Annotated in this window: 7 protein-coding genes; all 7 read left to right on the top strand. The window is 64.3% G+C overall.

Annotated features, from left to right (window positions below; all coding sequences use genetic code 11):
- Window positions 1–7 precede the first annotated feature (7 nt).
- The 7 genes from BMI01S_RS16410 (at window position 8) to BMI01S_RS16380 (ending at window position 15,841) form a co-directional block, all read left to right on the top strand.
- On the top strand, window positions 8–7,657 hold the full coding sequence (locus BMI01S_RS16410) for a type I polyketide synthase (protein ID WP_174480104.1): 7,650 nt from the start codon (window positions 8–10) through the stop codon (window positions 7,655–7,657).
- A gap of 17 nt (window positions 7,658–7,674) precedes the next feature.
- A complete protein-coding gene (locus BMI01S_RS16405; protein ID WP_244145358.1) occupies window positions 7,675–8,883 on the top strand; it encodes a 3-oxoacyl-[acyl-carrier-protein] synthase III C-terminal domain-containing protein in 1,209 nt (402 codons plus the stop codon).
- Complete coding sequence (locus tag BMI01S_RS16400) at window positions 8,883–10,727, top strand: 4'-phosphopantetheinyl transferase superfamily protein (protein WP_036046154.1); 1,845 nt, start codon at window positions 8,883–8,885, stop codon at window positions 10,725–10,727. The genes BMI01S_RS16405 and BMI01S_RS16400 overlap by 1 nt, the downstream gene beginning before the upstream one ends.
- Before the next feature lie 14 nt (window positions 10,728–10,741).
- Window positions 10,742–11,488 (top strand): ABC transporter ATP-binding protein, encoded by a 747-nt coding sequence (locus BMI01S_RS16395; RefSeq protein ID WP_028214703.1) that lies wholly within the window; start codon window positions 10,742–10,744, stop codon window positions 11,486–11,488.
- Window positions 11,488–12,738 (top strand): ABC transporter permease, encoded by a 1,251-nt coding sequence (locus BMI01S_RS16390; RefSeq protein ID WP_028214702.1) that lies wholly within the window; start codon window positions 11,488–11,490, stop codon window positions 12,736–12,738. The genes BMI01S_RS16395 and BMI01S_RS16390 overlap by 1 nt, the downstream gene beginning before the upstream one ends.
- 42 nt (window positions 12,739–12,780) lie before the next feature.
- A complete protein-coding gene (locus tag BMI01S_RS16385; RefSeq protein WP_036046157.1) occupies window positions 12,781–13,524 on the top strand; it encodes an outer membrane lipoprotein-sorting protein in 744 nt (247 codons plus the stop codon).
- A 727-nt stretch (window positions 13,525–14,251) separates the two neighbouring features.
- Entirely contained in the window at window positions 14,252–15,841 is a 1,590-nt protein-coding gene (locus BMI01S_RS16380; RefSeq protein ID WP_042289843.1) for a methyl-accepting chemotaxis protein, read from the top strand.
- Window position 15,842: the final 1 nt, after the last annotated feature.

Below are 15,842 nucleotides of genomic sequence, written 5' to 3'. Positions count from 1 at the left end.
GCCTTCCATGAAAGCAGCCCGGAAAAAATCGGTCGAGGTGATGGCCGTGACCCCGTCTTGCTGGCTCACCCCGGAAATTGCCATCGCGGCCTGCCGCGCGGGCGCCACGGGTGTGCTGGATCTCGGCATCGGCAAGGCGCGCGCGGAAGTCGAAGCGGCGCTCACCCGGTTCAGAGCAGGCGTTTCGCAGCAGGCGTCCTGGGGCGTGCGCTGGGATGCCTGCGCGGATGCGTCAGGCCGTCTCGCGGCATTGTCCGCGTTGCTCGGCGACGCCCTGCCGGTGCCGCTGCTCGTGCTGGCGGGACTAAACGCAGGCGACGCGGCGCGGCTCGCCAGCGAGGTGCGCGTGCTTGCGGTCAGCGTCATGCTCGAAGTGCACGATCTGCGCGGTGCGAAGGCGGCGCAGGACGCCGGCTTCGACGGCGTGATCGTCAAGGGCCACGAGGCGGGGGGGCGGGTGAGTCCGCACGCCTCGTTCATCCTGCTCCAGGAATTCAGCGGGCAGCTCGACATACCCTGGTGGATTCAGGGGGGCATCGGCTTGCACACCGCAGCGGCAGCGGCCCTTGCCGGCGCGTCGGGCGTGGTGCTGGGCGAGGCGCTCTGGCTCGCCGAAGAAGGACCCTTCTCGAATCCGGCACAGCGCATGAAGTGGTCGAAGCTCGACGGCAGCGAGACGGTTCTGATCGGGGCTGGCGACACGCTCTATCGCTTCTTCAACCGCGCGGGGCGCGCCCATATACGTGAGCTCGAAGTTGCGCTCGCGAGAGGCGAAGCCTGGCAAGAGACGCTTGAGCGGAGAATGTGCGTTGACGACGGACTGGTCGCGCTCGGTCAGGACATTGCGTTCGCACCAATCTTCGCCGAGCGCTACGGAACGGTGGGCCGCATGATCACCGCGTTGCGCGAGCATTCGATGTCCGCGATCGAGCAGGCGGCCGCACAAACGCCGCTCGCTCCGCACGCGGCGCTCGCGAAGCAGCACGGCACGCGTTACCCGATCGCGCAAGGTCCGATGACGCGCGTGAGCGACGTCGGCGGATTCGCAGCGGCCGTGGCCAACGGCGGCGCGTTGCCGTTCCTCGCTCTTGCGGTGCTGCGTGGCGAGCAGGTGCGGGCGCTGCTCGAAAGCACGGCGGCGCAGATCGGCGAGCATCCTTGGGGCGTTGGCATTCTCGGCTTCCTGCCGCTGGAGCTGCGACAGGCGCAGCTCGAGGTCGTCCGTGAGTTCAAGCCACCGTTCGCGATCATCGCGGGTGGACGGCCGAGTCAGGCGCGGGAGCTGGACGAGGCGGGCACTGTCACGTATCTGCACGTGCCGTCGCCCGGGCTCCTACGGGGCTTTCTCGCGGACGGCGCGCGGCGCTTCGTGCTCGAAGGCAGCGAGTGCGGCGGACACACGGGCCCGCGCACGAGCTTCATTCTGTGGGAATCGGCGATCGAACTGCTCGCCCATGCGGACATCAAGGACGCCGCTTCCGTGCAGGTGCTATTCGCGGGCGGCGTGCACGACGCGCTATCGGCCGCAATGGTCAGTGCGATTGCGGCGCCACTCCTCGGGCGCGGCATGAAACCAGGCGTGCTCATGGGAACCGCGTATCTATTTACCCATGAGATCGTCTCGCAGGGCGCGATCGTCGAGGCGTTCCAGCGGGAGGCCGTCGCCTGCGAAGCGACGGCGCTGTTGCAATCGGGTGTTGGTGTCTACACGCGCTGCGCGCAAACGCCGTTTTGCGACGAATTCGAAAAGGTGCGCCGCGATCTCATCCTGTCCTCGAGTTCCGACGAGGACACGCTGATAAAGCTGGAAATGATGAACATCGGGCGGCTGCGCATCGCGGCGAAGGGCATCGCGCATCGCAGCAATGCGGAGCTTGAGCGCGGCGACGACCGCTATGTCGAGGTCGATGAAGCCACGCAGCACAACGAGGGTATCTACATGCTCGGCGAGGTCGCGCGGCTGCGTTCGGCCACCTGCAGCGTCGCCGAACTGCACGAGAGCGTTTCGGACGGCAGCGAAGCGCTGCTGCGCCGCCGAGCGCGACAGGTGTCGTTCCCGGGGCGCACGCGACGGGAGGACATTGCCATCGTCGGCATGGCGTGCCTTTTCCCCGGTGCACAGAACCTGCGCGAATACTGGCAGAACATCCTGCGCGGCGTGGATGCGATTCGCGAAGTGAGCGACGACCGCTGGCGCGTGGCCGATCTGTTCGATCCAAAGCGCGGCACGCCGGACAAGATCTATTCGAAGTGGGGCGGCTTTCTGGACGACATCGCATTCGATCCGCAACGCTATGGCATCCCGCCCGCCAGCATCAAGTCGATCGAGCCGGTGCAACTGCTCGCGCTCGAAGTCTCGCGGCTTGCGCTGGAAGACGCCGGATTCGATCGTCGAGGCTTCGCGCGCGAACGGACCGCGACGATTTTCGCCGTGGGCGGCATGAACGATCTCGGCACGATCTTCAATTTCCGGGCGCTCTTGCCGCACTATCTGCGCAGCGTGCCCGGCCTTTCCGACACGGTGCGCGAGCAGATCCTCGCATCGATCTACGAGACGGTGCTGCCCAAATGGACCGAGGACACGTTTCCGGGCATTCTCGGCAACGTGATTGCGGGACGCGTGGCCAACAGGCTCGATCTCGGCGGCACGAACTTTACGGTGGACGCGGCCTGTGCTTCGTCGCTCGCCGCACTCGATACGGGCGTCCGCCTGCTGCGCAGCCATGATGCCGACGTTGCACTCGTGGGCGGGGTGGACGGCACGAACGGCCCGCTCGGCTTCATGTGTTTCGCACAGACCTATGCGCTTTCGCCGCGCGGGCGCTCCCGGCCGTTCGACGAAAGCGCGGACGGCATCGCGATCAGCGAGGGCGTGGGCGCGGCGGTGCTCAAGCGCCTGGCCGATGCGGAGCGCGATGGCGACCGCATCTACGCAGTGGTCAAGGGCGTCGGCAGTTCGAGCGACGGACGCAACCGCAGTCTCACCGCGCCGCATCCGCCCGCGCAGGTCCTGGCGCTCAAGCGCACCTACGCGGACGCGGGCATCGAACCCGCCGACGTGACGCTGATCGAGGCGCATGGCACGGGCACGGCGCTCGGCGACAAATCGGAGATCACATCGCTCAATGTCGCCTTTGGTGAGGCATCGCACGGGCGCCAGGTCTGCGCCGTGGGGTCGGTGAAGTCGATGATCGGCCATACGAAGGTTGCCGCCGGCATGGCCGGGCTCATCAAGGCGGCGCTTGCACTACGGCATCGTGTACTGCCTCCCACGCTCGGCGTAGAGCGGCCCGCGAGCGCCATCGACTTCGCCACTTCGCCGTTCTACGTGAACACGGAATCGCGTCCGTGGCTGCATGAAGGACGCTCGCATCCGCGCTACTGCGGCGTGAGTGCGTTTGGCTTCGGAGGAACGAATTTCCATACGGTCCTCGCTGAATACGCTGGCCAGTATCGCGAAAGCGATGCCATCGATCTGAACCCCAGGGATGTCGAAATATTCGCGTTCGCCGGGCCGAACAGGGGGGAGATCGAAAAGGCGGCCCGCCGCCTGCTCGAGGGTCTCGCTTACCCCGAGCAGATCGATCTGGCCCAGCTCGCGTGGTCGCTTTGCCGCGAGCAGAGTGCGGTCGAGCGCGTGAACGGCTCCCATTCTTGCCGGCTCGTACTGCTGGCGACGTCTGTCGACGACCTGAAGAGCAAGCTTGCGCGCGCGCTGGACAGATTGCCCGGTTGCGCAGAGATCACCATGCCGCCTGCGCTCTACTATCGCGAGAACGTGGAAGGCCCGCATGGCGTGTGCTTCCTGTTCCCGGGACAGGGATCGCAGCGCGTCAACATGCTGCGCGATCTCGTGACGGCGATGCCTGATCTGCATTCGTGCTTCGACGAAGGGACCGGGGGTGAAGGCGGCGCCCTCGAAGCGCGGGTGGCACCGCATATTTATCCGCTGCCTGTGTTCAGCGACGCGGATCGAGAGCTTCAGCAGCAGGCACTCAACAACACCGCCGTCGCGCAGCCTGCGCTCGGTATGGTGGGCATGGCCGCATTCGAGGTCCTGACGCATTTCGGCCTGCGCGCTGACTTCATGGCCGGTCACAGTTACGGCGAATACGTTGCGCTCTGTGCAGCCGGGGCGATGTCGCGGAAAGACTTGATTCGTATTTCGAAGGTTCGGGGCCGATTGTCGGCGGCCGCGCCCGAGGGTGCGATGGCCGCGCTCGAAGCGCAGGGGCCGCGAGTGTCCGCGCTGATTGAAACACACGGACTGGACGTCACCATCGCCAACCTGAACGCGCCGGATCAGACCATTGTGGCGGGCACGGTGGAAGCCGTCGATGCAGCGTTGCCCGTCCTGGCGGCCACGGGCATGCGCGTGAAGCGGCTGCCAGTGAGCGCGGCGTTTCATTGCGCAATCATGGCCGCGCCACGCGATGCGTTGGCCGCGGAACTCGCGGGCGTCGAATTCCAGGCGCCGCGTGTGCCCGTGTACAGCAATACGACAGCCCAGCCGTATCCGGAATCCGGCGATGCGGTGCGCGAACTGCTTGCGCGCCACATCGCGGAGCCCGTGCGATTCACGGACGAAATCGAAGCGCTCTATGCGGCCGGCGCCCGCGTGTTCATCGAATGCGGTCCGGGGCTCGTGCTCGGTGGCCTCGTCGAGCGCGTGCTGGGCGAGCGTCCACACGCGATACTCGGGCTCGACGCGCCAGGCCGTCCGGGCTGGCTGCAACTGGCACAACTGCTCGCGCAGGCCCTGGCGCTCGGACTCCTCGTGCGGCTCGACGCGTGGTTCGCGCATCGCGGCCTGCATGACTGGACCGTCGCCGAGGTCTTCGCGGAGGCAGCGAAGCGCGCCGCGCCAGGACCGCTCGTCTGGCGTGTCAGCGCCGCGCGCGCGGTGCCATGGCACGCACCTGAGAAGCCGGCCGCCCGCAGCCCAGCTGAGCCGGCTAGTGCGGTCTGCGACGGCACGGCCTTCGCTGCCGGCGCGGCCGGTATCGCATCGGGCGCACCGACCGTGGCCGCTGCCGCCTGCGCCCCGCCCGCTGCCCCCAAGGCCGCGGCCGCCGCCACCGCAGCCGCACCGGCCGTGGTGCCGGCGCCGCCGCCAACGACACCCACCACCAGCGACAGGAGAGCCGCGATGAAAATAGAACACCCTCCCGGCGAAGGGCCGGCGGCGATGCCGGTCGCCGCGATGAACGGGGGCGCCCGCTGTTCGGAAGCCGAATTCGCCCAAATCCAGTATGGCGTCGCGCGTCTGCTCGACCTGCAGTTCGAACAGCAGCGCAGTCTGAGGTACTTCATTGACTTTCAAACGCAGCTTGTCGGCGCATCGCCGCAGCGGGTGCCGATGGCCGAGCCGGTTTTGCCGAGCGCGCCGTTTGCACTGCATGTTGGCATGCCGGCCCCCGCGGCGCTCGCGCCTCAAGTCTTGCCCCAGGCGGCACCTCAAGTCGCACCCCATGCAGCGCAGCCCGGCATACCGCAAATACTCGGTGGCGTACCGCCCGCGCCGGTCTTGCCGAGGCAGATTGCGGCGGCCGTGGTGCCCGCCGCAGAGGTCCTCGCCTTTGCTCCGTCGACCGGATCGATCGAGCCCGCCATCGTGGTGCCCGAAGGCGTGCAAGCGCCACAAGCCGTGCAGGCGGTGTCAGAGAAGACGTCCGCGGAGAAGCTTGGTTCGCCGGACGAGTTCAGGGCCGAGTTGCTGCAGGCCGTCTCCGAACGCACGGGCTATCCCGTCGACATGCTCGACCTCGACGCGCACATGGAAGCGGATCTCGGCATCGACTCGATCAAGCGCATCGAAATCTTCAGCAGCCTGATGGTGAAATACAACCTGCTCGGCGAGCGCGACGAGGAAGCGGTGATCGAAGAGCTGTCGGGTCTGAAGTCGCTAAACGAGATCGTCGCGTGGTACACGCGCATGACCAGCGACGCAGCGGAAGCACCCGTTGCCGATGCGGGAGGGCCTTCGTCAAAAAAAGCACCGGCTCCACCGTCTTCACGCAGTGAGGGGGTGGAGCCCGAACACGGCCATGCACACGCCGACCCGGTGCAGTGCTATGCGGTGCACGCGGTGGCCGCCGGCCTCGACGCGCCGGGCGAGCCAGGCGGTTTCCCCGCCGGGGAAACGATCCTGCTCGTCGGGGACGGGCCGCTTGCAGACGCTTTCGCGCACGCGTTGCAGTCAAAGGGCGGCCTCGTGACACGCATCGTGCCGGGAGCGGTTACACGCGTGCTCGACGACGCGACGCGATTCGAGTGCGACTTTTCCGCGCTCGAGCCCGTGAAGGCGCTGCGCGAGCGGGTCGCCGCCGCCTTGCCGGGGCCTTGCGGCGCGCTCATCAATCTGATGGGCGCATCGGGTGCGGCGCACGAGCACGACGCACGCGCGCTCTTTCTGCTGCTCAAGGCGTTCGAAGCAGATTTGAGGACCGGCGTGAATGGTGGTGCCTGGATCGTCAATGTGACGGCATTCGACGGGCAGTTCGGACTGAGCCGCTCGCGTGCGTTCGAGGCTCGGAGCGCGGGCGTGCTTGGCGTCGCGAAGTCGGTGGCGCGTGAATGGGCTGGCGCCAAGGTCAAATGTGTCGACTTCGACCCGGCGCTCCCGCCCGAAACACAGGCGGCGCATGTGATCGCCGAAGTGCGCAGCGCTCAGTCCGGAATCGAGGTGGGCTACACCGGTGAAGGCCGCTGGCTACTCGACCTGAAGCACTACGACGTCGTAGGGCAGGATCTCTCGCGGCTCACGCTCGATCCCGACGCGATCGTGCTCGTGACCGGCGGCGCGTGCGGCATCACCGCCGACGTAACGCGCGCGCTTGCCGAGCGCTATCACCCGCGGCTCATCGTCGTGGGCCGCAGCGCACTGCCCGAGGAAGAGCACGGGGCGATCGCCGGCATCGAGGACCCGGCCGAGCTCAAACAGATCCTGATCCGCGATATGCGTGCGAGCCACGAGAAGGTGACCCCTGCGGAAATCGACCGCGTCCACAGGCGCATCCTGCGCGACAGGGAGATGCGCACCAATCTGGCCGCGATGCGTGCGGCCGGATCGGAGGTGGAGTATCACAGCCTCGACGTGCGCGACGAAGAACGATTCGCAGCACTGATCGATGATATTTACGCGCGGTGGGGTCGTATCGACGGCGTACTTCACGGAGCGGGCATCATCAGCGACAAACTGATTGCCGACAAGCCGCTCGAGTCTTTCGACGCCGTGTTCGGCACCAAGGTGACGCCCGCGCTCGTGCTCGAACGCAAGCTGCATCCCGAGGGGCTGAAGTTCATCGTGTTCTTCTCGTCGGTGACGGGGCGCTTCGGCAACGTGGGCCAGAGCGACTACAGCGCCGCGAACGAGGTCCTCAACAAGCTCGCCGACCGGATGTGCCACAACTGGCCTCACGTCCACGCCGTCGCGATCAACTGGGGGCCCTGGGACGCCGGCATGGTCAGCGACGAGCTGCGCCGCCTCTATGCATCGCGCTCGATCCGTCCGATTCCGGTCGAGCAGGGCAGGCGCCACTTCATCAAGGAACTGGAACGTGGGGCGAGCGGCGAGCCTGAGCTGGTCATTTCGTCGAGCATCCAGCAGATCGCCATGCTGCGGCTTGGCAACGAAAAGGGGAGCGTATCCAAATGAACACTTTTGACAAGCCGGTGCTCGTTGACTTCTGGCCGGCAAAAATCGCGAAACCCGTGCCGCAACGCGTCGCGCTGGAGGTTTGCGCGTATGGAATCGCCAGAGGTTACTGCAAGAGCCACGATATCAAGAGCAAGGAGGGCGTTCGTCAGGCGATTCACGAGGTGAAGGAAAAGTTCGCCAGGTACGCCGTTTCGCCGGACCAGATCAGGAGAAGGCAGCTGGTGTTCTTCCCGCGCCTCAGGGATATTCGTATTTCCGATGGCGAGCTGGTTCTGGCCGAACTGCCTCCGGAGTACAAGCACCTGCGGATGTACTCCTCCGATCCGGCGGACTTCAAAGGCGCGGATCTCAAGGAGCGCCACGAAAACTACGAAAAGGTTGTCAGTGGCTGCATGGCCGAAATGTACGATGGCATCACCACCGCACCGAATGACCTGATCCACGTGACCTGCTCCGGCTATCTCGCGCCGAGTCCGGTGGAACGCATGGTCGCGCACAGGGAATGGTTCGATACCACGGTCACGCATAGCTATCACATGGGCTGTTACGGGGCCTTTCCGGCCATCAGAATGGCGCACGGTTTTCTGTCCTCCTCGCATTTTGGGGTAACGCCACGCAAGCAACGAGTCGATATTGTCCACACCGAGCTTCTCTCGGGTCACACCAACCTCGAGGATTTCAGCGTGGAGAACATCATCGTGACGACCCTGTTCGCGGATGGGTTCATCAAGTATTCGGTTTGCTCGGACGACTATGTGCGCGCGCAAGGACTCCGTGGTCTCAGGATTCTCGCGCTCCACGAGCACCTGCTTCCCGATTCGGCCGACGACATGACCTGGGTGCCCGCGTCGCATCAGTTCCAGATGACTCTCTCGGTGAGAGTCCCCATCCTCATCAAGCAATACGTGCGCGCATTTGTCGTATCGCTGCTGCGCAAGGTGGATATCGATTTCGAACGGGAGAAACATTCGCTCATGTTCGCGATCCATCCTGGAGGACCGCGGATCGTCGAGCACATTCAGGACGAATTGGGTTTGCGTGACGAAAACGTCGCCATCAGCAAGCAGGTCTTCCGCGACAACGGCAACATGTCCTCGGCGACGATCCCGCATATTCTGAAAGGCATCCTCGAAGAGAAGGCGATCCCGCCAGGCACGCGTGTCGTCTCACTCGGCTTCGGACCCGGGCTGACGGTGACGGGCCTCGTGTTGGAGAAGGTGTGATGGTGAACCACCATGAACCCGGGCTACCCATCATTGCGCGGCTTCACGAGGTGCAGTCCGCCGCGGAACTCGCGGCAACGGAGGGGTTTGAGCGCGCGCGCGGGCCGGCGCCGCCGGTGGCGCGCCCGCCTTCCAGGCAGCACGAAGCGCACGCACCCGAGCGCTTTCGCGCCGTGCCCGAGGCGCGTTGCGCGCTGCCGTTCGTGGGCGAAGTCGTGAGTCACGAGCCGGGCGTGGCAGTGACGATCGAGTGCAGGCTGTCGCTCGATGAAGACCTGCATCTGGCCGATCACCATTTCATCCACGCGCTTGACGTGAAGCCGCTCTCGGCCTGCTTCCCCGTCGTGCCGATGACGATGAGCCTCGAGATCATGGCCGAAGCGGCGGCTTGCCTGGCGCCGGGCTATGGACTGACTGGATTCGAACGCGTTTCTGCGGCGCGCTGGATCGCGATGGCTGATACGGACACGCTCACGCTGCGCGTGACGGGGCGCTTGCGCGATGTCGACGCTGTGCGTGAGATTCGCCGCATCGACGTGGAAATTGTGGCACAGGGCGAACCGCGCCCTTCAATTACTGCGACCGTGCTGTTCAGTTCGCACTACCAGCTCGACCTCGATTTGCGCTTTGGCGCAGTCACTTCGAGCCGGGCACGCACGTTGAGCGCGGCGTGCCTTTATGAAGCCCGTGAGCTATTTCATGGCCCGCGCTTTCAAAGCCTCGTGGGCGATTTGCTCGTTGGAGAGCGTGGCGCGCAGGCGGAATTACTCGTGCGCGCGCCGGTCGATCTGTTTCGTTCGACGGCTCAGCCGCAACTGCTCAGCGATCCCGCGCTGCTCGACGCGGTGGGTCAGGTCATGGCGATCTGGACGCAGCAGCAAGGCGACGTTGCGTTTCCGATCGGCCTCGGCAAGCTTGAACTTTATCAGGCCACACCCGCTCCGGGAACGCGCGTGCCGATGCGCCTGGAAGTGACGGGTGAGATTGGCAAAACGCCTACGGCCAACGTGGAGATACAGGACGGTCAGGGCGGCGTATGGCTGCGGATACAGGACTGGCGCTCGTGGCGGTTCCGGTGGGACCGCAGGCTCGTGGCGTTTCGGCAGTGGCCTGCGCGCCACCTGTTGAGCGACGCGCTGGCGCTGCCCACGAGCGCCGCGCAGGCGGATACCGTGTGCCAGCGCATGACGAAGGCCCGACTTGCCGGCTTCGACGCGGATCTGCTCGCGCGCGATTATCTGCATGTCGCGGAAATGCCGGCTTATGCAAGCAAGACGGGCGGCGGGCAACCGATGCAGTGGCTGCTCGGGCGCATTGCAGCGAAGGATGCGTTACGCGCGTGGGCGCTGCGGCAGGAAGGTGGTGGCGAGATGCTCCATCCGGCGGCCTTCGCGATTACGAACGATTCGTGCGGCAAGCCCGGGGTCACGCATTGGCCGTATGCCACGATTCCGGAGGTAAGCCTCGCCCATAGCGGCGAGGAGGCTGTGGCAATCGCACAGCGCGCGCCCGTCGGCATCGACCTGGAACGGATTGCGCCGCGCGGCGCGGATTTCGTCAAGGCGATCGCGAGCGCTTCCGAACGCGCACTGCTCGAGACGCTCGCCGCAGAGCCGAGCGACGAATGGGTCACGCGCCTGTGGTGTGCGAAGGAAGCGTTCGGCAAACTGTTCGGCACGGGCGTCGACAGCACGCCGCACCGCTTCGAGGCTGCGGCCATTGAAGCGAGCGGCCATTTGCACATGCGGCACCGGGACAGCGGCCGCGAAGCACAGGTCGTGACGCTGCGCGATGGTGGCTTTGTCGTCGCCGTCGCCAAAGGCCACAAGGCCCAAACACACTGATCGAGGAGCTGGGCATGTCCGTATTTCCCTTTACGCCGTTTGCCGAACCGCTCGTCGAGCTGCGCCAGGTCGTCAAGCAGTATCGGCTAGGCGAATCGGTGATCACGGCGCTCAAGCGCGTCGACTTCTCGATCCAGGCGGGCGAGTTCGTGGCCGTCTGGGGCCCGTCGGGTTCGGGCAAATCCACGCTCTGCAACCTTGTTGGCCTGCTCGACGCGCCCACCTCGGGCAGCGTGCTCTTCAACGGGCGCGATGCGGCGTTGCTGAGCGACAATGCCCGCAGCGTGGCGCGCAACCGCGCCATCGGCTTCGTTTTCCAGGGATTCAATCTCGTGCCGGTGCTCTCCGCGCTCGAGAACGTGCTGCTGCCGTTGCAGATTGGCCGCCGAGGCTCGCGCGCGAGCATTGAGCTGGCGCAGCGGCGTCTCGCGGAGGTGGGCCTCGCGAGTTTTGGCGGCCACCGTCCGGCGAAGCTTTCGGGCGGCCAGCAGCAGCGCGTGGCTATCGCGCGCGCGCTGATCGCAAATCCGTCGCTCGTCGTGGCCGACGAGCCCACCGCCAACCTCGATTCGGAGAACGCGCATCGAATCATCGACCTGATGCGCGAAATCAGCCGCAAGGAGGGCACGACCTTCGTATTCTCGACGCATGACGAACGCCTGCTCGAACGTGTCGACCGCCGCATCATGATGCGCGATGGCGAGCTGATCGAAGACCAGCGGCTCGAAGCGCCGAAGCACTGCGTGAAGGGGAGCTACTGATGAGCACGTGGATCAAGCTCGCATTCAGGAATCTGCTGCGCAATGGGCGTCGGTCGCTGTTCACGATCCTTGCGATCGGTGTGGGCTTTCTCGCCGTGAACACGCTCGGGGGCTTTACGCGCTATATCTTCCAGAGTCTCAAGGACAGCTATATCTACGCCGAGGCGAACGGAAATCTCACCGTCTTCAAGCAGGGCTTCCTGGACCACGGCAAGCTCGAGCCGACCAAATACCTGCTCGACACAGCCGAAGTGAAGGCGATGCGCGAGATCCTCGCGCGCCATCCCGAGGTGCTCGTCGTCACGCCACAGCTGCGAATCTCCGGGCTCATCAGCAACGGCAAGGTATCGACGATCTTTTTCGCGCCCGGACGCGTGCCGTCTGATGTCGCGGCCATCTCGAGTCATGCGGTGGGGGTGATGGGGCGGGCGAAACTGTACGACGGCGAGCCGCTCTCGGACACGCTGGGCTACGGCATTGGCATCACCAAGGGTCTCGCGCGGCAGCTGAACGTGGCGCTGGGAACGGGTGCCGTGGCCATGTCGCCGACCGTCTCGGGGCAGATCAACGCGCTCGACGCGCAGATCGTGCAGTTCGTCGACGCGCCAGACGAGGCGCTCGAAGACACCTTTGCGACCGTGCCGTTGAAGTTCGCGCAGGATCTCTATGACACGAAGAGCGTCGACCGCCTTACGATCCTGTTGCGCGACGACGCGCAAACCCTGCCGATGCGGGCTACGCTCACGCGCGAGTTCGCCGCCGCTGGGCTTGCGGTTGACGTGAAGACCTGGAACGAACTGTCACCGTTCTACATGAAGGTGAAGAAGATGTTCAACGTGATCTTCTTCATCACGTTCCTGATCGTGTTCACGATCGTGGTGATGAGCATCGTCAACACCGTGACGATGGCGATCATGGAGCGCACGCGCGAAATTGGCACCTTGCGCGCCCTGGGTGTCAAGCGCAGGGGCATTGTCGGATTGTTCGCGATCGAAAGCCTGATGCTCGGCGTATTCGGCGCGATGCTCGGCATCATGTTCAATCTCGCGGTGCTCTGGGCGGTCGACCGCATCCAGCCCGTCTGGATACCACCGCAGGTGAGCCGCGAGGTGCCGCTGCAGATCTACTTCGTGCCGGACTATTGGCTGTATAGCGTGGTCACGCTGCTCTTGCTGTCACTGGCGGCTTCGTTACTGCCGGCGCGCAAGGCGGCGCGCATGGTGATCGTGACTGCGCTTGGCTACGCGTGAGCGCAGCGGGATCAGCCGGATTTTTTGAAGGGGAGAAGGATCATGAAGCGCATCTTCTGTGCCGCCGCGCTGCTCGCCAGTCTCGTGATGGCGACCGCGGCGGACGCTTCGCTTACGCCGCACGAGATCCTCAAGGCCGCCGACGAGGCGCGCGGGAACGTGGCCGGCGTGTCCTGGCAGGTGAACATCCAGTCCACGGAAAACGATGAAGTCATCGATAACATGTCATACGAAATCAAGGCGCGCGGCTTCGACGTGTCGGGGCTCTCGCTCGCACCGCCGAAGTATCGCGGGCAGAAGTTGCTGATGCTGAGTTCCAGCATGTGGTTCTATAAGCCGGGCCTCTCGAAGCCAGTGCCCATTTCACAGCGCCAGAAATTGCTCGGCGACGCCGCATACGGCGATATCGCCTCGACAAACTATGCTGAGGATTACGAGGCAAATCAGCTGGCCGACGAGACCATCGACGGCGAGGATTGCTACGTCTTCGACCTGAAAGCGAAGAGTGACAAGACGACCTACGACCGTATCAAGTACTGGGTGTCGAAGAAGCGACTGCTAGGCGTCATGGCCGAGTACTACACGGTTTCGGGCAAAAAGTTCAAGTCTTCGACGATGGACTACGACAACCGGGTCAAAATCGATGGCAAGGCGCGCCCGTTCATTTCACGCATCACCTTTCACAGCACGCTCATGAATAGCGATATCACGTATCTGAACCTGAGCAACCCACACATCGCGCCGCTACCTGATTACGTGTTCGACCTGAATCTTTTCATGCGCTGAATCAGGCGATGGCGGGTCGCATGTCGCGACCCGCGGAAGGTGCTGAAATGATGCGAGGTCCCGATTGCGCTCACCCGATTGAGAGGATGCCTCGCGAGAACAGCACTAGCGCGATGAGGGAGACCGCCGCCAGGATCGTCGGCAAAGCTGCCTCAAGCAGTGCCAACCAGCTCGCTGTGCAAGTGAGAATCCGTCACGTGTTCTTAGGACGGCCGGAGTCCGGCGCCCCCCCCCCGGGGGCATGCCGCCTGTGCATATTTCGGTTCAGCTGCTGAACCGAAACAATTCGCGTCTGGGCGCTCGGCTCCTGCATCGCATCGCCTGCGAGCGACATATCTTGCGAGCACTTGACTGCACGCCTGCTGGGCTGACTTCGGCCCACCCACGTCAGTCCGCCTTGGCCAGCGGGCACCCTCCCGCCCTGACTTGCCCCTTATCTAGCGGATGCATTGATCAGACGAATGTCCTGGTGAAAAGTATGCCTGTGGCGCGAGATAGTCTTGCGCGTGGAAAACTTATGCTGCAGAATGCAACGGAAATGCCACCGATCGTCTGTGGCATACAAGTGTCTGTTCTGCGAATACCTATTGCCTAAGCTTTTGAGCCACCACAAATGAAAGAGCTGACAGCCGAGGACGTCGGAGCCGGGTCTGAAACTCGCTCGTATTGCGGCTGGTTTCTGCCGCTTCTCGAAGGCACGGATTAACCCGTTTGCTTAACTGTACGTATGAAATTTACGCTGAACCGCAAGCTCATTTCGATGATCGTGGTGCTGTGGATTGGCCTCCTGCTGATCGGCGCGCTGGGTGCATGGCGGACACGCGCGACCATGGTGGCCGATCGCGAGGAGCAGCTGCGTTCACTGGTGCAGCAGGCTGACAGTATTGCAACCCACTATTATCGGCTCGCGCAACAGGGCACGTTCGGCGAAGCGGACGCCCGCAAGCAGGCGCTCGCGGCATTGGCGGATTTGAGGTATGGCAAGGACGGCTATATCGCCGTCATTAACTCGCATCTCGTTATCGTAATGAATCCGTTCCTGCCGCAAATGAACGGCAAGGACGCAAGCGGCATGATGGACGGTGAGGGAAAGCCGCTGTTTCCGAAGCTCGTAGCCGCCGGCAATGAGCCGGGCGGCGGCTTTGCGGAATACGTCGGCCGGAAACCGGGCAGCGGTGTACAGGCGCACAAGGTGAACTACGTGATGCGTTTCGCGCCATGGGACTGGTATCTCGCAACCGGAATGTACATGGATGATGTCGAGGCGGCCTTCACCCACGACCTGCTCTGGTGGCTGTTGACGACAACAATGCTTGGCGGCGTCTGCACGCTCGTCATGGGTTATGTCGTCAGGAGCGTTCGAGGTGTACTTGGCGGCGAAATGGAAGTTGCAGTGGAGGTGGCGCGGCGAATCTCGCAGGGCGACCTTGCGATGAACGTACCCGTGCGTGATCGCGCGCGCCCGAACCTGATGCTGGCGCTCGCCACCATGCGGGACGGTATTGTGGAAACGGTGTCGCGTGTCTATGCGGGGGCGGAAAACGTCAACGTCGGTGCACACGAGATCGCGTCGGGCAACTCCGATCTGTCGCAGCGCACTGAAAGGCAGGCGGCCGCGCTGGTTCAGACAGCCTCGAACATGGACGAAATCACCGCCAATGTAAGGCGCAACGCGGAAAGCGCGGAAAGGGCGGCGCGGCTTGCGGGCGAAGCGGCCGCCGTTGCGCGAAGGGGCAATCAGGCCGTGGACGGCGTCGTGCGGACGATGAGCGAGATCACCTCCAGTTCGCTGGAGATCGGCAACATCATCGGTGTGATCGACAGCATTGCTTTCCAGACGAACATACTCGCACTCAATGCGGCGGTCGAGGCTGCGCGCGCCGGCGAGCACGGGCGCGGCTTCGCAGTGGTGGCGTCCGAGGTACGTAGCCTCGCGCAACGCTCGGCGTTGGCAGCGAAAGAGATCAGGGATCTGATTGGCACGTCGGTCAGAGTCGTGGAAGCCGGTGCGCAGCAGGTATCGAACGCGGGTGCGACCATGACCGATGTCGTGCAGGCAATAACCGGCGTCTGCACGATCCTCGACGAGATCAGTCACGCTTCGCAGGAGCAGAGCGCGGGTATCGAGCAAGTGAACTGTGCCGTCGGGGAAATGGATCAGGTAACGCAACAGAACGCTGCGTTGGTCGAAGAGGCAGCAGCGGCTGCGCATTCGCTGCGCGATCAGGTAGGCGGACTGCGCGATGCGATCGCCCGATTCACATTGCCGGGGCGCGAACCAGGCCGAGGCACTGCCTCCCGGCTATCGGTTTTATAAA

It is taken from the genome of Paraburkholderia mimosarum LMG 23256 = NBRC 106338 (genome assembly GCF_000739815.1).
GTDB lineage: Bacteria > Pseudomonadota > Gammaproteobacteria > Burkholderiales > Burkholderiaceae > Paraburkholderia > Paraburkholderia mimosarum.
The sequence above is the reverse complement of the archived record's forward strand: the minus strand, read 5'-3'. Positions and strand labels throughout refer to the sequence as shown.